This window comes from Kocuria sp. WN036 (assembly GCF_002287015.1).
GTDB classification, from domain to species: domain Bacteria; phylum Actinomycetota; class Actinomycetes; order Actinomycetales; family Micrococcaceae; genus Kocuria; species Kocuria rosea.
Window position 1 is genome coordinate 1 of record NZ_NSKF01000006.1, and the last position, 21094, is coordinate 21094.

A 21094-nucleotide genomic window follows, 5' to 3' on the forward strand; every position below is an offset into this window, starting at 1 on the left:
AGTCGATCAACGCCCGCTACCGGCGGGCGGTGCGGGCGCGCGGGCACTTCCCGAACGAGGCTGCTGCGCTGAAGTGCCTCTACCTCGTCACCCGGTCTCTTGATCCGACCGGCGGCGGTAGAGCACGCTGGGTGATGAGGTGGAAGCCGGCGCTGAACGCGTTCGCGATCACCTTCGCCGGACGGTTCGAGAGAACCACTCACTGATGAAAACCGCCGGACCCCACACACCGTTTATCGGACAGTCCCGCGACCGCGTGCCGACCGTTGGTGTTCCGGTTCGGCCGGACGAGAGGTCCTGATGACGGGCTCAGATCCAGAGACGCGGCTGCAGGAGCATCGTGACCGGCATGGACCCGAGCAGCCGCCGTTCCTGTGCGAACGTGGTCCGTTCGTCGAGGAAGTCGAGGACGAGATCAGCATCGCCGGAGGTGAACGCGGCTTTCATGAACTGCACCGCGTGTTCGGGGTCGTGTTCCCACATCTTGAGCACGGGTCTGTCGTACCAGCGGAAGCGTGGGGACGGCCGGGGAGCGTCAGGTGACCCGGTGGAGGCCAGCGTGGAGGCGATGTGCTGGGTCTGACGAAGGATCCGGGTGAAGCCGTAGCCCGTGGTGGCCTTGACGGCCCCGGCGGGACATCCGGTGTGCACATGGCGGCCGCGGGGAGAACGGGGGCGGATGCCCAGGGGGATGGACCCTCGCTCCACGGACAACGACGAGTACTCGTTCACACCCCAGACCTTGCGCAGGTAGTCCGACGTTGCCTGTTCGAACGAGAATTCCGGGGTGTGAGCCTTCCCCGGCATGATCCGGGTGACTTCGACGACGGCTTCTCGGGCTGAGAGCGGCAGGACGCAGTGGAAGTGCACGGGGTGGTGCTCACCGGACCGGAAATCGATGAAGGTGGCGATCGACGGGTCGAAGGAGTCGTGCGCAGTCCGCACCCGACGAACCTCACCCGACATGAGCAGCGGTGCCGTGATCCCGGTGGGGGGCAAGGTGCTGTCGAAGCAGTGGGATGCCGTGACGAGCCGGCCGTCGGAGAGGGCCACGTCCACCGAGTCGGCATGGGCCCGTACGCGTGAAACCCGTGCGTCGAGACGGCTGATCTGAGGGTTGGCATCGATGACGTCGTCGAGGCATCGGAAAACGGTCCGGGACGAGGTGAGGCACAGGCGGTGGCGCTCGAGCGGCAGCACCCGCTGGGCGGGTCCTGCGTCAACCGCGAGGCTCGTGAACGTGGCTGCGGGCGTCAGGGGCAGCGGGAGGGCGTCGTCGTGCCAGTAGATCAGGGAGCGGTGGGGGTATCGATCTCCGGCGTCGTCGATGAGGAGGATCCGCGCCCCGGACAGCCCTGGTTCCCGGCTCAGGAAGTAGGCGATGCTGCGCCCGGCAAGTCCACCGCCGGCAATGACGACGTCGTACTCCCTCGCTGGGTGGGTCATGAGCACGGCACTCCTTCTCCGGACGCAGGCATCTCTGCGGCCACTCCCGAAACCGTCAGTGACCCTCGGGGCGAGGTCCAGTCTGGCCGATCCGTCAGGGGTCGTCGACGTCGTCATCGGCGGCGGCACCCGCGTCCACACCCGTTGCACCGGGAGGCTAGTCTTGGTCGCACCCGTCCGCCCACCACGACAGAAGCCGGCCCTTGGACAACCCACTCCTGCGCCCCAGCCCGCTCCCCTACGAGCTGCCCGACTTCGGGCGGATCAAGGAGGAGCACTTCCTGCCGGCCTTCGAGGCGGCGATGGCCCAGGACCTCGAGTGCGTGCGGGCGATCCTGGCCGACCCGGACCCGCCCACCTTCGCCAACACCATCGAGGCCCTCGAGCGCGGGGGCCTGGCCCTGGACCGGGTCGAGTCGGTCTTCTTCACGCTGACCGCGGCGCACAACACGGAGGGCATCCAGCGGATCTACCAGGAGCTCGCCCCGCGGCTGTCGGAGCACAAGGCGGACTTCACGCTCAACAAGGAGCTCTACGCGCGGGTCCGGCGGGTGGACCGCACCGACCTGGAGCCGTGGCAGCTGCGCGCCCTGGACGAGTACGTCTCCTGGTTCGCGAACTCCGGCGCGGAGCTGACCCTGGACGACCAGCGGCGGCTCCGGGAGATCAACGACGAGCTCTCGGAGCTGAGCATCGGCTACGGCAACGACCTGATCCGGGAGGTCAACGCCTCCGCCGTGGTCGTCGACGACCCAGCGGAGCTGGACGGGCTGTCCCCCACGGACGTCGAGGCCGCCGCCTCCGCGGCCGCCGAGAACGGGATGCCGGGCCGGTACCTGCTCACGCCCTCGCTGTTCACCGTGCAGCCCGTGCTGTCGGTGCTCACGGACCGCGCGCTGCGCCGGCGGATTCATCTGGCCGCCGTCAACCGCGGCACCGGCGAGCACGGCGGCGAGGGCTCGCAGAGCCGCACGGACCTGCTGCCCGTGGCCGCCCGGATCGCCCGGCTGCGCGCGGAGCAGGCCGGGCTGCTCGGCTACCGCAGCCACGGCGACCACGTCATGGCCGGGAACACGGCGCCGTCCCAGGAGGCGGTGCACGAGATGCTGGAGCGGATCACCGGCCCCGCCGTGCGCAACGCCCTCGAGGAGCGGGCGGAGCTCGAGCAGCTGGCCGGGCACCCGATCGAGGCGTGGGACTGGCCGTTCTGGGCCGAGCGGCTGCGCCGGGAGCGCTACGCCGTGGACGCCTCCGCGCTGCGGGAGCACTTCGAGCTGGAGTCCGTGCTGGAGCACGGGATCTTCCGCACCGCCCGGGAGCTCTACGGGCTGGTCTTCACCGAGCGTCCCGACCTGGACGGCTACCTGCCGCAGGTGCGGGTGTGGGAGGTCACCGACGAGGCGGGCCGCGGCGTGGGGCTGTTCCTGGGCGACTGGTTCACGCGGCCCACCAAGCAGGGCGGCGCCTGGATGGGATCGCTGGTGCACCAGAACCGGCTGACCGGTCAGCGCCCCGTCGTCGTCAACAACGCGAACTTCACCCGGCCGCCCGCGGGCAGGCCCAAGCTGCTGACCCTGGACGAGGTGGTGACGGTCTTCCACGAGTTCGGCCACGCGCTGCACGGGCTGCTCTCCGACGTGCACCTGCCCTCGTTCTCCGGGACGAAGGTGCCGCGGGACTTCGTGGAGTACCCCTCCCAGGTGCACGAGATGTGGGTGCTGCACCCGGAGGTGCTCCGGCACTACGCCCGCCACCACCGCACGGGCGAGCCGATCCCCGAAGAGACCCTCGCGGGCCTGCGGGAGGCCTCCGCGCACGGGCAGGGCTACCGGACCGTCGAGTACCTCGCCTCGACCTACCTGGATCTCGCGTGGCACGGGATCGAGGACCCCGCCGAGCTGCCGGGCCCCCGGACCGTGGAGCAGGAGGCGCTCGCCCGCGCCGGGGTGGACGTGGACGGCATCGCCCCGCGCTACCGGACCGGGTACTTCAAGCACATCTTCGCCGGCGGCTACTCCGCGGGCTACTACTCCTACATCTGGTCCGAGATCCTCGACGCCGACACCGCGCAGTGGTTCGCGTCCCGCGGCGGACCGACCCGGGAGAACGGGCGGCGCTTCGCCGAGGAGGTGCTCTCCCGGGGCAACGAGACCGCCCCGATGGAGGCCTTCGAGGCCCTGCTGGGACGCCGCCCGCACCTCGGCGCGCTGCTGGAGCGGCGCGGACTCCAGGCGCGGGAGGAGTTCGTCCACCGGCGGCGCGGTGCTCCCGCCCGGGACGCCCGCGGCTGAGCGCCGCGGCGCCCGGGGGCGGACGCCCCGGGTGTGACGACGACGCGGATCAGGCCGCGGGCCAGGCGTCGGCGATGTCCTGGCGGGTGTCCCCGAGGGTCTGCATGATGGCCTTGGTCCCGGCGAGGACCGGCATGAAGTTGGCGTCCCCGTTCCAGCGCGGGACCACGTGCTGGTGCAGGTGCCCCGAGAGGGAGCCGCCGGCCGCGGCCCCCAGGTTGATGCCCACGTTGAAGGCGTGCGGGGACGCGACGCCGCGGATCGTGGCGACCGCGGTGCGGGTCAGGTCCGTGAGCTCCCGCAGCTCCGCCGGCTCGAGCTCCGTCAGATCGGCCACGTGCCGGTACGGGCAGACCATGAGGTGGCCGGGGTTGTACGGGAACAGGTTGAGGATCACGAAGCAGTGCTCGCCGCGGTGGACGATCAGCGACTCCTCGTCCGCGCGCTGCGGGCCGTTGCAGAACGGGCACCCGGGGTCCTCCCGCACGGACGGGTCCTCGCCGCGCACGTAGGCGAGCCGGTGCGGGGTCCACAGCCGCTGGAAGCTGTCGGGCACCCCGGGGATCTCGAACTCGTCCTGGCGGATCCAGTGGTGCGGGGGCCCGGCGTCGGGCCCCGTACCGGTCACTGCCCCACCCCGGCCGTCTCCGCGGCGGCGCGGGGGTCCTCGGCGGCGGCGGCCGTCGGCTCCTCGTTGATCCGCCGCTGGACGTGCGCCACGATCCGCTCCACGGCCTCGCCGACCGGGACGCCGTTGTCCTGCGAGCCGTCGCGGAAGCGGAAGGACACGGCGTTCGCCTCGGCGTCCTCCCCGCCCGCGATGAGCACGAACGGGACCTTCTCCTTGGAGGCGGTGCGGATCTTCTTGGGGAACCGGTCCGAGCCGGCGTCGAGCTCCACGCGCACACCGCGGGCCCGCAGCGTGTCCACCACGCCCTGCAGGTAGTCGTTGAAGGCCTCGGCCACCGGGATCGCCACGACCTGGACGGGGGCCAGCCACGCCGGGAACGCCCCGGCGTAGTGCTCCACGAGCACCCCCATGAACCGCTCCACGGAGCCGAACAGGGCACGGTGGATCATCACGGGCCGCTGCCGGGTGCCGTCGGCGGCCTGGTACTCGAGGTCGAAGCGCTCGGGCAGGTTGAAGTCGAGCTGGATGGTGGACATCTGCCAGGTCCGCCCGATCGCGTCCTTGGCCTGCACCGAGATCTTGGGGCCGTAGAACGCGGCGCCGCCGGCGTCCGGGACCAGGTCCAGCCCGGACTCGGCCGCGACCTCGGCGAGGGTGTTGGTGGCCTCTTCCCAGAGCTCGTCCGAGCCCACGAACTTCTCGGGGTCCTTGGTGGAGAGCTCGAGGTAGAAGTCGTCCAGCCCGTAGTCCTTGAGCAGGTCCAGCACGAAGCCGAGCGTGGTGGTCAGCTCCGCCTTCATCTGCTCCCGGGTGCAGTAGATGTGGGCGTCGTCCTGGGTCATGCCCCGCACCCGGGTCAGGCCGTGCACCACGCCGGACTTCTCGTACCGGTAGACCTGCCCGAACTCGAATAGGCGCAGCGGCAGCTCCCGGTAGGAGCGGCCCCGGGAGCGGAAGATGAGGTTGTGCATCGGGCAGTTCATGGGCTTCAGGTAGTAGTCCTGGCCCTGCTTGGTCAGCTCCCCGGTCTGCGGGTCCCGCTCCTCGTCCACGTGCATCGCGGGGAACATGCCCTCGCGGTACCAGTCGAGGTGGCCGGAGACCTCGTAGAGGTGGCCCTTGGTGATGTGCGGGGTGTAGACGAACTCGTAGCCGGCCTCCGTGTGCCGCTCGCGGGAGTAGTCCTCCATGGTCTTGCGGATGATCCCGCCCCGGGGGTGGAACACCGGAAGGCCGGAGCCGAGCTCGTCGGGGAAGGAGAACAGGTCCATCTCCGAGCCGAGCCGGCGGTGGTCGCGCCGTTCCGCCTCGGCGAGGCGGTTCTTGTACGCGGTGAGGTCCTCCTTGGACGGCCACGCGGTGCCGTAGATGCGCTGGAGCTGCTTGTTCTTCTCGGAGCCGCGCCAGTAGGCGGCGGCCGAGCGCATCAGGGCGTAGCCGTTGCCGATCAGCTTGGTGTCCGGCAGGTGCGGGCCGCGGCACAGGTCCTTCCAGACCGTCTCCCCGGTCTTGCGGTCCACGTTGTCGTAGATCGTCAGCTCGCCGGCGGCGACCTCCACGGAGGCGCCCTCCGCGGCGGCGTCCACGTCCGCGCCGGAGCCGGGGCCCTGGGACAGGCCGATGAGCTCGAGCTTGTACGGCTCGTCCGCCATCTCGGCGCGGGCCTCCTCCTCGCTCACCGCACGGCGGCGGAAGGACTGGGTGGAGTTCACGATCCGCTGCATCCGCTTCTCGATGGCCTTGAGGTCCTCGGGCGTGAACGCCTGCTCGACGTCGAAGTCGAAGTAGAAGCCGTCGGTGATGTACGGGCCGATGCCGAGCTTGGCGTCCTCGTGCAGCTGCTGCACGGCCTGGGCCATGACGTGGGCGGCGGAGTGGCGCAGCACCTCGAGGCCCTCGGGCTCGGAGATCAGCACCCTCTCCACGGCGTCCCCGTCGGCCAGCCCGGTGGCGAGGTCCTTGAGCACGCCGTTGACCCGGGCCACCACCACGGAGCGGTCCTCGCGGTACAGGTCCGCGGCGGACGTCCCGGTCCCCACCGTGCGCTGCTCGCCGTCGACGGTGATCGTGAGGGGGGCGGACTCGGGCTGGTGCTCGGGCACGGTGGTCATGGGGAAGGTGCTCCTCGGGTCGGGATCGGCACGCACCGGTACGGGGGGCGCGTGGCAGCGGCACCGGCGGGCGGCGCGCACTGCATCGATGGTACCTGTCGGCCGGTGGGGACCGCGGCGGTGAGATGATGGCCGGCGGAGGTGAGGCCACCCGATGCCCGCAGACGTTCCCGGACCGCCCGACCCGCCCGCACCGGGAGGGGAGGTGCCCTCTCCCCCGCCGCACCGGCTGTGGACCGCCGGCTTCGTGCTGATGTGGGCGGGCCAGTTCCTCATCTCCATGAACTTCTACCTGCTGATGACCGTCATGGCGCTCTACGCCATGGAGCGCTTCGGCACGGACGAGGCGCTGGCCGGGGTGGCCACGAGTGCCTTCATCGTCGGGGCGGTCCTGGCGCGGCTGCTCACCGGCAAGTACATGGAGCTGCTCGGGCGCCGGCGCGTGCTGCTCGCCGCGCTCGTGCTGCTGGCGCTGTGCGCCGCCGCCTACCTGCTCGACACCGGCTTCTGGGGCCTGCTGGTGGTGCGGGTGCTCAACGGCGTGGGCTTCGGCATGGCCACCACCGTGCTGCCCGCGTCCGTCCAGGCCCTCATCCCCGCGCACCGGCGGGGCGAGGGCACCGGGTACTTCATGCTCTCCACCACCCTGGCCGCCGCGCTGGGTCCCCTGGCGGGACTGAGCCTGTCCACGGCGGTGGGCTACGACACGCTCTTCGGGGTGTGCGCGGCGGTCGCCCTGCTGGGCCTCGCCGTGGGAGCCGTCACCCGGGTCCCCGAGCTGAGCCTCTCCGCCGAGCAGCGGGCGGGGCTGCGGTCCTTCTCCGTGGGGCAGTTCGTGGAGGCGCGGGCCCTGCCCGTCTCGGCGCTCATGCTCTTCGTGGGCGTGGGGTACTCGGCGGTCCTGTCCTTCCTCAACCCGTTCGCCGTGCAGGCGGACCTCGTGGGCCCCGCGGGCGCGTACTTCGTGGCCTACGCCGTCACCGTCCTGGTGAGCCGCCCGTTCGCGGGCCGGCTGCAGGACCGGCGCGGGGACAACGCGGTGCTGTACCCGTCGCTGCTGCTCTTCGTGGTGGCGCTGCTGCTGCTCGCGGCCGCGGACTCGCCGTTCCTCGTGCTCGCCTCGGGCACGGTGCTGGGCGTGGGCTACGGGGCGGTGCTCTCGGCGGCCCAGGCCGCCGCGGTCCGCTCGGCCCCGCTCACCCGCGTGGGGCTGTCCACCTCGACCTACTTCCTGTGCATGGACGTGGGCGTGGCGCTGGGCCCGATGCTCATGGGGGCCCTGGTCCCTGCGCTGGGCTACCGGGGGATGTACGTGGCGGCCGCGGCGGTGGTCGCGCTGGGCCTGGTCTACTACGCGGCCGTGCCCGGCACGCAGGCCCGGCGGGCAGCGGGGTGAACCGTGTCCAGCACGACGACGGGGCCCCCGTCACCGGAACGGTGACGGGGGCCCCGGAGTCGATCAGGTGCGATCAGATGCGGTCGCGGCGATCGTCGTCGGTCAGGCCGGTGCCGCGGTCGCGGTCGGTCAGGCCGGTGCCGCGCTCGGCGTCCGTCTCGACCTCGACCTGCTCCTTGCGGACCTCGGCGTCGACGCGCTCGGTGTCGCGGACGGTCTCCTTCTCCAGGCCGACCTTCTCGACCCCCACGGTCTCCTTGGCGACGACGGGACGCTCCTCGTGGAGGGTCACCTCGACGTCCTCCTCGCCGATGGTGCCGGCGGTGGCCTCGGTGCCGCTCAGCGGGGTGCGCTCGACACGGACCTCTTCGCGCTCGAGGGGCACGTCCACGGTCTCGTTCTCCGTGACCACGTACTTGCGCAGACGGGCGCGGCCGGTCTCCTGACGCTCCTTGCCGACGTGCAGCTGCTCCTCGTGGCGGACCACCCCGTTGTCGACACGGTCGGTGCGGTCACGGTCGGTGAGCCCGGCGGTGCGGTCACGGTCACGGTCGACATCGGTACGGTCGCGGTCGACGTCGGCAATGCCCGAGGTGCTGTTGCGGTCGGTGTACCCGTCGTTCTCGGGGTAGCCGGCAGTGCCGGTCGCCGGGACGGCATTGCGGTCGGTGTCCGCGGCGTAGCGGTCGTCGCGGTCGGCGAGACCTGCGGCGCCGGCGGTCCCGGCGGCACCAGCGGTGCCGGCAACGCCGGCGGTGCGGTCACGGTCGGTGCGGTCGCGGTCGTCGGTGCCGGAGTAGTTCATCTTGTAGTAGCGGTAGATCTCCTCCTCCTCGGCCGGGGAGAGGTGCTGGTCCGCGTCCACGTTCGGGGCGTCCTTGACGACGTCCTTGGTGTAGGGAAGGACGAGGCGGTCGCCGTCCTGCTGGGCGCCGTCGGCGGGGACGAAGCTCTCCTTGGTGCCGAAGAGACCGGTGTTGACGGTCACGAAGGTGACCTCTTCGGTGTTGTCGTCCAGGAAGACCTGCTCGACCTTGCCGATCTTGTCGCCGTCCGACCCGTAGGCGGTGGCGGACAGCAGTGCGTTCACGTCGTACGTAGCCATGAGAACTCCTTCTCTATTCTGCGAGGCAACGGGCTCCCCTGGACGGGGGGCTCGCCGCGGACGATCTCCGCCCGGGGAGGCGGGGTGCAGCTCGTCCGCTGTTATTAGTAACCATACTGGCAATCAGTTCGCTGGCCAATGGCTTCACCGAGAGTGAAACCCCTGGATCCGGACGGTCTCCCGGCTCATCCTGTCCCCGCTCCCCGGAGGATCGGCGGGGCCGCGGCGCGCACCGCGGCCGGGGTTCCGGGGTCGGCCAGGTCCCAGGCCTGCTCGGCGCTGATGCTGATCCCCCGCGGTCCGGTGCGCCGCGTCCGGCCCCGCACCAGCAGCATCCGCGTGCCGAACAGGTGCTGCCCCGAGCGGGCCTGGGCGTCGGAGAAGAAGGCGCAGTCCACCGCGCCCGTGCCGTCGTCGAGGCTGACGAAGACCACCCGCCGGCCGCTGCGCATGGGCGGGGTCATGGTCGAGACCCGCACCCCCGCCACGAGCACCTCGGACCGGTTGCGCAGCTCCAGCAGCCGCTCCGCGGGCGTGACCCCGAGCTCGCCGAGCAGAGGCGCCCAGCTCTCCAGCAGGTGCGCCGAGACGTCCACCGCGAGCAGGTCCAGCTCGGTGCGGACCTTCTCCGCCAGGGTGGGCTCGGGGCGCTCCGCGGGCAGGGCGCGCAGCTCGAGGTCCCCGAGCGGAAGGGCCAGCTGCCCCTCGACCTCCCCGGCCGGCCGGGCGGGCCGGCCGCTGTCCGCCCGGGCCCGCAGGGCGTGCACCAGGTCGGCGCGGGACGCGGGGCCGCCGGAGCGGCGCAGCAGGCCGTCGAAGGCCCCCACGGCGGCGAGACGCTCGAGGGTGCGCCGCGAGGGACGGGCCCGCTGCCGCAGCTCGGCGAGCGAGGCGTAGGGCTGCCCCGCCACGATCCGGCGGACCTCTGCCCGGGAGACCCCGTGGATCCCGGTGAGGGCCAGGCGCACGCCCAGGCGGGCGGGGTCGTCGTCGAGCCGTTCCACCCGGTAGTGCTCGTCGGAGCGGTTGACGTCCACGGGCAGGACGGGGATGCCCATCCGCCGCGCCTCCCCCACGAGCAGGCGCTTGGGGTACATCCCGGGATCGTGCTCCCACAGCCCCGCGAGGAACGCCTCCGGGTGGTGGGCCTTCAGCCACGCGGACTGGTAGGTGGGCACCGCGAACGCCGCGCCGTGGGCCTTGCAGAAGCCGAACGAGCCGAACGCCGCCAGGGTCTCCCAGACCCTGTCCACCACGTCCAGGGGGTAGTCCCGCGCACGGGCCCGCTCGCGGAAGAACTCCTCCACCTCGAGCTGGCGCTCGGAGCCCAGCCGGCGGCGCAGCTCGTCGGCCCGGGCGAGACCGCATCCGGTGAAGGTGTCGAGGATGCGCAGGACCTGCTCGTGGAAGACGGTCACGCCGTGGGTCTCGGCGAGGATCGGGTCGAGGGACGGGTGGATCGAGACGGGCGCGGACCAGCCGTGGCGGTGCTCCAGGTAGGGGCGCACCATGTCCGAGTGCATCGGCCCGGGACGGAACAGGGAGATGTCCACGATGAGGTCGCGGAAGCTCGTGGGCGCCATCTTGCCGATGAGCTCGCGCTGGCCCGGGGACTCGATCTGGAAGCACCCCAGGGTGTGGGTCGAGCGGATGAGCTCGAACGTCCTCCCGTCGTCCACGGGGATCGCCTCGAGGTCCAGGCGGGGCCGGTCCGGGTGGGTGCGGGCCACCTCGTCGACGGCGTGGGCGAGCGCCGACTGCATCCGCACGCCGAGGATGTCGAGCTTGAGCATGCCCATGGGGTCCATGTCGTGCTTGTCGAACTGGCTCATGGGCATCCCCGTCCCACTGGACTGCACCGGGGTGCGGTCCAGGAGGCTCAGGTCCCCCAGGATCACCCCGCACGGGTGCATGGAGATGTGCCGGGGCAGCCGGTCCAGGCGCTCGGTGAGGTCCACGAGGAGGTCGAGCTGCTTCTCCTGGGCCACCTGCTCGGCGAAGTCCCGCAGCTCCGGCTGGCGGGCGATGGTCTCCCGCAGCGCCGAGGCCGGCAGGTGCCACAGCTGCTTGGCCGCGCCGTCCACGGTCTCGGGGTCGATGCCGAGCGCCAGCCCGGCGTCCCGGACGGCACCGCGGGCCCGGTAGGCGTTCTGCATGCTCATGAGGCTCACCCGTTCGGGGCCGAAGCGCTCGAAGATCCGCCGGTAGACGCGGTGGCGCTCGGCCGACTCGACATCGATGTCGATGTCCGGGAGGGTCGAGCGGTCGTTGGAGAGGAAGCGCTCGAAGAGCAGCTCGTGCTCGAGCGGGTCCACCTGGGAGACGTCGAGCAGATAGTTGACGAGCGAGGACACCCCCGAGCCGCGGGCGGCGTGGCGGACCCCCATCTGCCCGATCATCGCGGAGACCTCGGCCACGGTGAGGAAGTAGGAGGCGAAGCCGAGGTCCTCGATCACCCCCAGCTCCTGCTCCAGCCGGTCCCGCACGGCCCGTGTCATGCGGCGGCCCGGGTAGCGGCGGCCCAGCCCCGCCTCGCACCGGGCCCGCAGCTCCGCGGGCGCCGGCCGGTCCAGGCCCAGCACGGAGGCCTCGGGCACCACCGGCCGCCCCCAGCCGCAGTCGGCGACCGGGTCCAGCCGGCACCGGTCGGCCACCCGCTGGGTGCCCGCCAGCAGGGCCGCGGCCCCGGCCGCGCCGAGGTCCGCGGCCCGGGCGATCTCCGCGGCGAGCGCGCGCATCTGCCGGGCGGACTTGAGCCAGCCCTGGCCGTTGGGCTGCAGCGGCTCCGGCGCCGTCGTCCGCCGGGACGTCCCGGTCCGCCCGGCGGCCCTGCCGCCGGGGGCGTGGCCGGCGCGCGCCCCGAGGGTCTCGAGCGGGGTGAGGGCGCGGGCGGCGTCGAGGACGTCGGCGGTGGCGGCCTCGGCGGGGGTGGCGTAGCGCACCGCGTTGGTCAGCACGGGGGTCAGCCCCGCCTCGAGGGCGGCGCGCAGCATCCGGGCCGCGTGGGAGGTGCTGCACGCCGTGCCGGGGGCGGCGAGGTGCGAGACCACCTCCACGGCGAGCGCCGGTGCGGGGAGCAGGGTCCGCCACCGGGCCAGGGCGGCGCGCCCGGTGCGGTAGCGGCGGGCCGCGAGCTCCTGCCCGACGTCGGAGGCGGGCCCGAGCAGGACGGTCAGGACCGGCTCCCCGTGCCGGGGCGAGTGTGCGGCGGCCGCGATCTCGGCGGCGGTCACCCCGGGCGGGCCCGCTGCGGCGTGGGCGGTGGAGACGAGCCGGCACAGGGCGGCGTAGCCCGCACCGGCGGTGCCGCCGGCCGCCAGGACCACCACGCGGCCGAGGGCGCGCTCGCGGCCGGGGTCCAGCAGGGCGAGGTCGACCCCCAGGACCGGGTCGATGCCGTGCTCCCGGCACGCGCCCAGGTGCTTGATCGCGCCGTAGAGCCCGTCCCGGTCGGTGCAGGCGAGGGCGTCCGCGCCGTCCGCCGCGGCGGCGGCCGCCAGGACGGCAGGTCGGCTGACCCCGAAGTGGGCGCTGAAGGCGGTGGCGACGTGCAGGTGCGGAAAGCTCACGCCCCCATTCGAATACGTGTTCGAATCTTAAGTCAATTGCAAACCGCCGGGGCCGCGGGAACTCCGGCTCCTGGGCGTCCGTCGCGGCGCGGATGGCCCAGGAGGACGCCGGGCCCGGGCGGGAGACGATCCGCCCACGGCCCGCAGGGGCGCCGCGCACGGGGACGCCCTCGTTCCGGGACAGGGGATGCCGCACTTCTGTGGCATGTTGTTTCCTGCACCCACGGGCATCACCGAGGGGCCCGCACCCCCGCCGCACGGACGCAGGAGGAGACGACGATGGACGTCCGGCAGCTCACGTACTTCCTGGCCGTGGTGGACCACGGCGGCTTCACCCGCGCCGCGGAGCAGCTGCTCATCGCCCAGCCCTCCCTGTCCCAGACCGTCAAGGGCCTCGAGCGGGAACTGGGGGTGCCGCTGTTCCACCGGATCGGGCGGCGGGTGGTGCTCAGCGAGGCCGGCGAGGAGCTGGTGGGCCCGGCCCGGGTGGTGGTCCGGGACCTGGAGGCCGCCCGGTCCGCCGTCGACGACCTGCGCGGGGTGCGCAGCGGCCGCCTGGACGTGGTCGCCATGCCCTCCCCCGGCGTCGAACCGCTCACGTCGATGATCGCTGCCTACGCGGGAGCCCACCCGGCCGTGACGGTCAGCGTGGACGCGGCATTCACCCCCGAGGAGGTGGCCGACGCGGTGCGCACCGGCCGCGCCGAGATCGGCGTCCTGGGCTCGGAGCACCCGTTCCGCTCCGCCGAGGTCGAGGTGATGCACCTGGAGCAGCAGCCCCTGGTGCTCATCGTGGCACCGCAGGCGGACACCTTCGGTGACGGGCACGCCATCCGCCGGGAGGACCTGGCCGGGCACCGGGTGGTCGTCTCCCAGCAGGGCTCGCTGATGCGGCGGCTGATCGACGACGCCCTGGCCGGCGGGGTGCCGGTCGAGATCGCCGCCGAGGTCGCCCACCGCACCTCGGTCCTCCCGCTGGTGCTGGCCGGGGTCGGGCACGCGGTGCTGCCCTCCTCCTGGACCCCGCTGGCGCGCGCCGCAGGGCTGCGGGTGCTGCGGATCGAACCGGTCACCGTGCTGCACGTGGCCGTGCTCAGCCGCCCGGCGCACCTGACCCCGGCCGCCCGCGCGTTCCTGGCGGTCGCCGCCGAGCACGCGGCCCGGCACGCCGCGGACCGCTCCCGGGCACCCGAGGGAACGGCGCCGGACCGGGCCGAGAGGGCGGGCCGGCCGGAGGGGACGGCGCCGCAGGACGCGCCGCGGATCGTGTCATAGGGGATTCCTATCCGGGGGATGGGATTCCGGTCTTGGACCTCATGGTGCTCGGGGCGCTCTACTGGAACCCGGTGCCGCACTGCGCTGCGGACACCACGAGCAGAGCACCCGAGAAGGAGAGCACCCCATGGCCGAGCACCAGGTCTTCACGATCGCCTCGATCCCCGCCGACGGCGTGGGCCCGGAGGTCGTCGCCGCCGGCCGCACGGTCCTGGACGCGGTGGCCGAGCAGTCGAACGGGGCGTTCTCCTTCGACTGGACCAAGTTCCCCTGGGGCAGTGCGTACTACGCCCAGCACGGGGTGATGATGCCGGCCGACGGGCTGGAGACCCTCCAGGACTTCGACGCCATCTACTTCGGGGCCGTGGGGTGGGAGAACGTCCCCGACCACGTGTCCCTGTGGGGGCTGCGGCTGAACATCACCCAGAACTTCGACCAGTGGGCCAACATCCGCCCCGTGCGCTTCCTCCCCGGCGTGGTCTCCCCGCTGCGCAAGGCCGACGACACCGAGCTGGACTGGGTCGTGGTGCGGGAGAACAGCGAGGGCGAGTACGCCGGGCTCGGCGGGCGGAACCTCGCCGGCCGGGGTCCCGGCAACGAGGTCGCCGTCCAGTCCTCCCTGTTCACGGAGAAGGGCTGCGAGCGCATCATCCGCTTCGCCTTCGACCTCGCCCGCACCCGCACGGTCAAGAAGGTCTCCAGCGTCACGAAGTCCAACGCCCAGCAGTACGGCATGGTGCTGTGGGACGAGGTCTTCGCCCGCGTCGCCGCCGACTACCCCGACGTGCAGACGGAGTCGGTGCTGGTGGACGCGATGAGCGCCAAGTTCGTCCTGCACCCCGAGGAGCTCTCCGTGGTGGTGGCCTCCAACCTCAACGCCGACATCCTCTCCGACCTCGGCTCCGCCCTGGCCGGCAGCCTCGGCCTGGCCGCCAGTGCGAACCTCGACCCGGAGCGCCGGTTCCCCTCGATGTTCGAGCCCGTCCACGGCACCGCCCCGGACATCGCCGGCCAGGGCATCTGCAACCCGATCGGGGCGATCGCCAGCGCCGCCCTGATGCTGGACCACTTCGGGCTGCACGCCGAGGCCCGCCGGGTGGAGGCCGCGATCGAGGCCACCACCGCCGCCGGGCACCTCACCCGTGACATCGGCGGCACCGCCGACACCGCCGAGATCACCCGGGCCGTCGTCGACGCCCTGGCCGCCTCCCTGACCCCCGCCTGAGGCTTCCCGTCCCTCCGGCCCCCGCCCCGCCCGGGACACCTCCGAGGACCGGCCGGCGCCGCGCCGGGCGCGGCGGTCAGCGTCCAGTGGCGCAGATCGCCCGCTCGATCAGGGAGGCGCTGCGGCGGTCGATCTCGTCCTCCACGAGCCTGCCGGGCGCCTCGGGGTACCAGCCGAGGTCGTCCCGCACGTCGGCGGAGACCTCGGACCCACCGCCGCGGGGGGCCACCCGGAAGGTGGCCCGCAGGGGCAGGGCCCGCCACCCGAACTCGGAGGCCGTCCCGCGCCGGCGGAAGGTGACGTCCGAGCCCACCGAGACCTCCACGCAGCACTCCTCGGAGCGGACCGCCGGGCCAAGGTCCTCGAACGCCGTGCGGATCCGCTCGAGGGCCTCCTCCGGGGGCATCGGGCACGTCCACGCCCGGGTCGTGGTGATGCGCGGCCGGTTCGGGGACCGGCGCGCCAGCCAGGGGACGAGGAACCGCTGGCCGAGCACCAGCGCGACGACGACGAGCGCCGCCGCTCCGAGCGCGAGCTGCGCCACGGAGATCACGCCCCGGAGGAGGAGCTGGACCACGAGGAGGACGACCACGGCCGACCCGGCCGGCCCGGCCAGCCGGTACCGTCCCCCGGCGGAGCGTCTGGCAGACACGCGACCTCCCTCCCCCGTCCGGACCACGGTGCCCCTCGGCTGTCCTCCGTCGCTGCCATTCTTGCCCGCGCGCACCCCGGGACACCAGGTGTGCATCCGTAAAGGGGACAGGCTCGCGGGGCGCTCCCCGGGTGCAGGGAAGATCGGGCGGCGCGGCCCGGCGCCCCGCGGTGTCGCCCGCCCTGCCTATGCTGAGGTCCGGCGGCAGCGAGGCGGCGCCGGACCGGCGGCCGCGACGACGGAGGGGTGTGGGCCATGACGGCGACCTATCGGTACGACGTGGAGGTCCTGCACCTGCTCGTGTCACCGGCGCACGCCTACTTCGGCCGCGCCCGGGACGGCGCGGCGGAGGTCCCCACCACCGACGCCGAGCGGGTCGAGCTGGTGGCCGGCAAGGGCGTGGTGGGCGACCGGTTCTTCGGCAAGGCCGCGCACATGGACGCCGCCGTCACCCTGCTCGCCGTCGAGGCGCTCGAGGCCATGGCCGCGGACCTGCGCACGGACCCCTTCGACCCGCTCCTGACCCGGCGCAACGTGGTCCTCCGGGGCGCCCACCTGGCCCCGCTGCTGGGCGAGGAGTTCGCGCTGGAGTCCCAGGGCACCCTCGTGCGGCTGCGGGGCGGGCGCCCGGCCCACCCCTGCGTGTGGATGGACCGGGTCCTGGCTCCGGGCGCGCACGCCGCCATGCGGGGGCGAGGGGGCCTGCGCTGCCGGCCGCTGTCCAGCGGCGACCTGCACCGCGGACCGGCCGTGCTGCACAGCCCGGTACCGCTCGAGCCGGAGCTGGCCGGCGCGGCCGTGCTGCGGCGCCCGTCCCGGCTGCCGTAGCCCGCCCACCCGGGACCGGCGCCCGGGCCCGCGCCGGGTCAGGCCTGCGCCAGCTGGGGCAGCACCGTCTCCCCGAAGGCGTCGAGGAAGCGGCCCTGCTCCTGCCCCACGTGGTGGAGGTAGATCTCGTCGAAGCCGAGGTCGGCGTACTCGTGCAGCCACTGGGCGTGCCGGCCGAGGTCGGCGGAGACGTTGACCGCCCCGGCGATCTGCTCATCCCCCACGTCCTCCTGGACCGCCTTGCGCAGGTAGTCCTGGGGCGAAGCGAGCTCGGCCATGGTCACGGGGTCGAAGACGTTGGTGCGCCACTGGTCGAAGGCGATCGCGCGGGCCTGCTCCGGGGAGGGCGCCCAGCTCAGGTGCACCTGCAGCGCGGTCCGCCCGGTGCCGCCGGCCTCGCGCCAGGCCTCGAGCATCCGGCGCAGGTCCTCGAGGGGCTGCTGGACGGTGATGAACCCGTCGGCCAGGGGGGCGAAGCGGCGGACCGTCGCCGGGGTGAGCGCGGCCACGCGCAGGGCGGGCAGGACCTCCGGCGGGTCCCAGACCCGGGCGCGGTCGGCGTGGAACGGCTCGCGGCAGGACACCTCCTCGCCCGCGTGCAGCCGGCGGACGGCGTCGAAGCTGCTCTCGAGGAACCGCTGCCGGTGCTCCTTGGCCGGCCAGTCCGGGGTGACGGCCCGCTCGTTGAGCTTCTGTCCGCTGCCCAGAGCGGTCCAGATCCGGCCGGGGAACATGCGGGCGAGGGTGGCCGTGGCCTGGGCGGTGACCACGGGGTGGTAGCGCCGGCCCGGGGCGTGCACGAACCCGAAGGGCAGGTCCGTGGTGGCCAGGGCGGCGCCCAGCCAGGACAGGGCGAACCCGGAGTGGCCCTGGTGCGGCGACCACGGCTCGAGATGGTCCGAGCACATGGCGGCGCCGAAGCCGGCCCGCTGGGCGTGCTCGACGTCGCGCAGCAGCTGCTCGGGAGGGATCTGCTCGTGGGAGGCGTGGAAGCCGATCGTCGCCATGGGGTCCTCCGGTCGAAGGCGGGAACAGGACAGTGGGATCAGGTCACGGGGATCAGGTCACGGGGATCAGGTCAGTGGGATCTGGACAGCAGGAGAGGGAGGACGGGACCGGGTGGGGACGGGTGCCGGGTCAGCCGGCCGCCGCCCGGAGGTCCTCGGCGGGGGTGCAGACGTTGCGCAGCTCGCCGATGCCCTCGATCTCGGTGACGACCTCCTGGCCGTCCCGCAACCAGATCCGGCGGGGCTTCTGGGCCAGGCCCACGCCGGCGGGAGTGCCGCAGGCCACGAGGTCCCCGGGCTCGAGGGTCAGGAACCGGCTGAGGTACTCGACCAGCTCCACGGCGGAGAAGATCATCCGGTCGGTGCCGGAGTCCTGGTGCCGCACGCCGTCCACGGTGCAGCGGATCGCCAGTCCCGCCTCGGGGTCGATCTCGTCAGGGGTCACCACCACGGGGCCCACCGGGGTGGTGCGGTCGAAGTTCTTGCCCTGGAACCACTCGGAGGTCCGGCCCTGCCAGTCCCGCACCGAGATGTCGTTCATGATGGTGTACCCGGCGATCGCGGCCCGCGCCTGGTCCGGCGTGGCGTGGCGCAGGGGCGAGCCGATCACCACGGTGAGCTCGGCCTCCCAGTCGATCTTCTCGGACTCCTCCGGCATGGCGATGGGGTCGGTGGGGCCGATGAGCGCGGTGGCGTACTTCGCGAAGATCGTGGGGTGCTCCGGGATCTCCTGGCCGACCTCCTCCGCGTGGTCGTAGAAGTTCAGCCCGGCGCACAGGATCTTGCCCGGGCGCAGGACGGGCGTCGCCAGGTCCTCCGGGGCCGGCGCGGGGCCCGGCTCCCCCGGCAGCCGCAGGTCGCCCCCGGCGAGGAGGGCCCCGACGTCGGGGACGGGGAGATAGACGGTCCGCCCGTCCTCCTGCCGGAAGGCCTGGGTGGTGCCGTCTCGTCGCACGGTGCCGAGTCTCACGGGTGCTCCCTCACGTTCTGCGGTGCGGTCTCCACCGACGATCCTATGCACCTCCGGCGGGAGGGTGCACCGAGGCGGCCTACGCGCAGCGCACCACGCGGATCCCCGAGGCGCTCGTGGCGGCGAGCAGCCGCCAGCGCCCGGTGTCGAGGGTGTGGACGAGCTCGAGGGTCAGCAGCTCGGAGCGGGTGTTCAGCTGCACCTGGACCCGCCACATCTGCTGGTCCACCGCACCGATCCCCCGGTCCTTGGGCAGCCGCGCGTCCTCGGACCACCAGGCGCGGCGCTCGTACCAGCGCACGGGCCCCTGGGCCACCAGGTAGTCCCGCCCGCGCCAGCGCACGCCCACCGGCACCCCGTCCGTGTCGCAGTCCACGTCGACGCTCTCCGTCAGGAAACCCACGACGGCTCCTCTCTCCCTCGGCCCGGCGCCCGTCCCCGGTGCGCCCTGTTCCCTGGAAGCTAGAACACATGTACGACACGCTAACCCGGAAGAGCGCGGAAAAGGAACAGGTGTTCCCGTGAAGTACCCGCTCCGACCTGGCCGTTCACTTTTGCGATCGAGGACGGCGAAGCATGGACAAGCCCAGCGAAATGGATACGCTGAATGCACGGAGGGCCTGCCCTGCGCGGCCCTCCCGGACGTCCCCTGTCCCTCGTCCGCCCCGCCGGAGCAGCCGGCGTCGACCTCACGGAGGCCTTCCATGACCGGAACCATCACGCTGATCGCCCACACCGCGGCGAACACCAAGAAGCCCGCGGTGAATCTGCGTCCGTCCGGCCCGGAGGACGCCGAGAGCCTCGCCCAGCTCTACTACTCCTCCTACGAGCAGGGCGGGGTCTCCAGTCTGGAGGAGGCCCGCCAGGTGATCCGGGGAGTCTTCGACGGGGAGTACGGGCCCTTCCTGCCCGAGGCCTCGCCGGTGGTGGTCGACGACGACGGGACCGTGGTGGCCGCCGCGCTCGTGCTGTCCCGGCGGGTCGGCGACGACCTCCCTGACGTCCCCTACATCTTCGAGCTGTTCACGGCGGCCTCCCGCCGCCGCCAGGGCCTGGCCGAGCAGCTGGTGCGCTGCGCCATGGGCACCCTCTACGACAACGGCTACGACCAGGTCAGCCTGCGGATCGCCGAGGACAACGCGGCGGCGCTCGCGCTCTACCTGACGCTCGACTTCAACCGGTGGGTCCCCGAGACGGACGACGTCTGAGCCCGGCGGGCGCTCCGGACCGGGGGACGCCGGAGGGGACGCCGGCACGAACAGGGCCCGGCACCCGGCCGTGGAAGAGGCCCGGGACCCGCGATGCGGGTCCCGGGCCTCTTCTGTGACCGGCTCAGAGCGAGAACTCCTCCCGGACGGGGGGATCGGCGGCGATGTCGACGAACCGCGCCCAGCGGGGGCGCACCGCCACGAGCCGGGTGCTGTCCTTGTCCGTGGCCCCCGGGTGCCGGGACTCCAGCACCTCGCCGGCGTCCTGCGCGGCGGAGCCCTCCAGCACGGCGGCCTCGCCCTCGAGCTGGAACTCCTGGCCCGTCCCGGAGACCACCACGAGGGAGACCCGGGGATCGGCGAGGAGGTTGGCGTACTTGCGGCTGCGCTCGTTCGTGCCGAAGACCAGCCGCCCGTCCCCGAGGGCCGCGAGGTTGATCCACGCGGACTCGGGGCAGCCGGCGCCGCTGTTGGTCGCCACGACCCCGCCGCCGTGGGCGCGGACGAAGGCGGTGACCCGGTCCACGGGCTCCCGGGGGCTCAGAACAGGCTCCGCTGCGGCTCGACGAGCTCCGGGGAGTTGTTGCGCACGTTGCCGACCGCCGGGCCCACCGGGTCGAGCACCCAGCGGGCGGCCGTCCGGTGCGCCTCGGCCCGGACCAGGTCCACGAGCTGCGGGGCGTCGTCCTCCCCGGGGCGCAGCCAGTCCCCCACGTGCTCGGGCGCCAGCGGGATCGGCATCCGGTCGTGCAGACCGTGCAGCTCCGTGAGCACGGGGTGCTCGTCGGAGGGCTCCGGGGAGTCGGTGGTGAGGATGGAGCAGGACAGCAACCAGGTGCTCCCGCCGCCGTCCCTGCCCGGCTGCAGGGCCGCGGAGTGCAGCTCCGTGCCCTCGGGCACCCGCCACCACTCGTAGATCCCGGCGAACCAGATGGTCTCCTCCGGATCGGCCGGGTGGACGTAGTAGGGCTGCTTGCGCCCGCCCTTCCCGGCGCCGGGCTCCTTCTTCCACTCGTAGTAGCCGTTGGCCGGGACCGCGCACCGGCGGGCCCGGACCGCCTTGCGGAAGGACGGCTTCTCGAGGACGGTCTCCGAGCGGGCGTTGAACATCTTCGACCCGACCGCCGGGTCCTTGGCCCAGCCCGGGACCAGTCCCCAGCGGGCCACGTGCAGCTCGCGCACCAGCTCCCCGTCGTCCCGGCCGTTCCCGCCGGTGAGGCGTTCCAGGACGATCGGCACGTCGGTGGTGGGCGCGGTGTTCCAGTTGGCCCGCAGCCGCTCGGTGTCGGCCTCGCCCAGGCTCTCGTCCGGGACCGCCCCGGTCGCGGCGACGAGGTCGCCCACGGCCCGGGCGATGACGTAGCGTCCGCACATCTGCTG

Annotated in this window: 18 protein-coding genes; 7 read left to right on the top strand and 11 right to left on the bottom strand. The window is 73.0% G+C overall.

Features of this window, described 5'->3' with window-relative positions:
- Window positions 1-206, top strand: a 206-nt coding sequence (locus CK505_RS05505) for a transposase (RefSeq protein ID WP_176475294.1), incomplete at its 5' end; no start/stop codon positions are given.
- Window positions 207-309: 103 nt separating this feature from the next.
- Here CK505_RS05505 and CK505_RS05510 read toward each other — a convergent pair.
- Window positions 310-1446: a lycopene cyclase family protein gene (locus CK505_RS05510; RefSeq protein WP_176475295.1), complete on the bottom strand. Its 1137-nt coding sequence runs from the start codon at window positions 1444-1446 to the stop codon at window positions 310-312.
- Between the two features lie 203 nt (window positions 1447-1649).
- Here CK505_RS05510 and CK505_RS05515 point away from each other — a divergent pair, with 203 nt between their 5' ends.
- Window positions 1650-3737, top strand: a complete 2088-nt coding sequence (locus tag CK505_RS05515) for a M3 family metallopeptidase (protein WP_095650488.1) — start codon at window positions 1650-1652, stop codon at window positions 3735-3737.
- Between the two features lie 49 nt (window positions 3738-3786).
- Here CK505_RS05515 and CK505_RS05520 read toward each other — a convergent pair whose 3' ends face one another.
- Together CK505_RS05520 and thrS are read right to left on the bottom strand one after the other, a co-directional pair.
- Window positions 3787-4365, bottom strand: coding sequence for an HIT domain-containing protein (locus CK505_RS05520; protein ID WP_095650489.1), 579 nt, complete (start codon window positions 4363-4365; stop codon window positions 3787-3789).
- The gene (thrS, locus tag CK505_RS05525) at window positions 4362-6479 is read right to left on the bottom strand and encodes a threonine--tRNA ligase (RefSeq protein WP_052133061.1); all 2118 of its coding nucleotides are present in this window, start codon (window positions 6477-6479) and stop codon (window positions 4362-4364) included. The genes CK505_RS05520 and thrS overlap by 4 nt, the downstream gene beginning before the upstream one ends.
- 205 nt (window positions 6480-6684) lie before the next feature.
- Between thrS and CK505_RS05530 the strand changes: the two genes are divergently transcribed.
- Window positions 6685-7875, top strand: coding sequence for an MFS transporter (locus CK505_RS05530; protein WP_095650490.1), 1191 nt, complete (start codon window positions 6685-6687; stop codon window positions 7873-7875).
- Between the two features lie 73 nt (window positions 7876-7948).
- Here CK505_RS05530 and CK505_RS05535 read toward each other — a convergent pair whose 3' ends face one another.
- Together CK505_RS05535 and CK505_RS05540 are read right to left on the bottom strand one after the other, a co-directional pair.
- Window positions 7949-8980: a DUF2382 domain-containing protein gene (locus tag CK505_RS05535; RefSeq protein ID WP_095650491.1), complete on the bottom strand. Its 1032-nt coding sequence runs from the start codon at window positions 8978-8980 to the stop codon at window positions 7949-7951.
- A gap of 185 nt (window positions 8981-9165) precedes the next feature.
- Window positions 9166-12549, bottom strand: coding sequence for a DNA polymerase III subunit alpha (locus CK505_RS05540; RefSeq protein WP_095650492.1), 3384 nt, complete (start codon window positions 12547-12549; stop codon window positions 9166-9168).
- A gap of 279 nt (window positions 12550-12828) precedes the next feature.
- Here CK505_RS05540 and CK505_RS05545 point away from each other — a divergent pair, with 279 nt between their 5' ends.
- Complete coding sequence (locus CK505_RS05545) at window positions 12829-13824, top strand: LysR family transcriptional regulator (protein WP_095650493.1); 996 nt, start codon at window positions 12829-12831, stop codon at window positions 13822-13824.
- A gap of 127 nt (window positions 13825-13951) precedes the next feature.
- Window positions 13952-15049, top strand: coding sequence for a tartrate dehydrogenase (locus tag CK505_RS05550; RefSeq protein ID WP_095650494.1), 1098 nt, complete (start codon window positions 13952-13954; stop codon window positions 15047-15049).
- Window positions 15050-15125: 76 nt separating this feature from the next.
- Here the strand turns inward: CK505_RS05550 and CK505_RS05555 are convergent, their stop codons facing one another.
- The gene (locus CK505_RS05555; protein WP_095650495.1) at window positions 15126-15701 is read right to left on the bottom strand and encodes a hypothetical protein; all 576 of its coding nucleotides are present in this window, start codon (window positions 15699-15701) and stop codon (window positions 15126-15128) included.
- Window positions 15702-15956: 255 nt separating this feature from the next.
- Here CK505_RS05555 and CK505_RS05560 point away from each other — a divergent pair, with 255 nt between their 5' ends.
- A complete protein-coding gene (locus tag CK505_RS05560) occupies window positions 15957-16529 on the top strand; it encodes an MOSC domain-containing protein (protein ID WP_095650496.1) in 573 nt (190 codons plus the stop codon).
- A 38-nt stretch (window positions 16530-16567) separates the two neighbouring features.
- Here CK505_RS05560 and CK505_RS05565 read toward each other — a convergent pair whose 3' ends face one another.
- The 3 genes from CK505_RS05565 to CK505_RS05575 form a co-directional block, all read right to left on the bottom strand.
- Entirely contained in the window at window positions 16568-17536 is a 969-nt protein-coding gene (locus CK505_RS05565; protein WP_095650497.1) for a TIGR03885 family FMN-dependent LLM class oxidoreductase, read from the bottom strand.
- A gap of 130 nt (window positions 17537-17666) precedes the next feature.
- Window positions 17667-18506: a fumarylacetoacetate hydrolase family protein gene (locus tag CK505_RS05570; protein WP_035929081.1), complete on the bottom strand. Its 840-nt coding sequence runs from the start codon at window positions 18504-18506 to the stop codon at window positions 17667-17669.
- A gap of 79 nt (window positions 18507-18585) precedes the next feature.
- Window positions 18586-18909 carry a DUF6504 family protein gene (locus CK505_RS05575; protein ID WP_017834641.1) on the bottom strand — a complete coding sequence of 108 codons (324 nt, stop codon included), beginning with the start codon at window positions 18907-18909 and terminating at the stop codon, window positions 18586-18588.
- Between the two features lie 301 nt (window positions 18910-19210).
- On the opposite strand from CK505_RS05575, the gene CK505_RS05580 reads away from it, so the two are divergent.
- Window positions 19211-19714 (top strand): GNAT family N-acetyltransferase, encoded by a 504-nt coding sequence (locus CK505_RS05580; protein WP_017834640.1) that lies wholly within the window; start codon window positions 19211-19213, stop codon window positions 19712-19714.
- A gap of 124 nt (window positions 19715-19838) precedes the next feature.
- On the opposite strand, the gene CK505_RS05585 is transcribed toward CK505_RS05580, so the two are convergent.
- Window positions 19839-20240: a pyridoxamine 5'-phosphate oxidase family protein gene (locus CK505_RS05585; RefSeq protein WP_017834639.1), complete on the bottom strand. Its 402-nt coding sequence runs from the start codon at window positions 20238-20240 to the stop codon at window positions 19839-19841.
- A gap of 14 nt (window positions 20241-20254) precedes the next feature.
- On the bottom strand, window positions 20255-21088 hold the full coding sequence (locus CK505_RS05590; RefSeq protein WP_095650498.1) for an SOS response-associated peptidase: 834 nt from the start codon (window positions 21086-21088) through the stop codon (window positions 20255-20257).
- Window positions 21089-21094 lie beyond the last annotated feature (6 nt).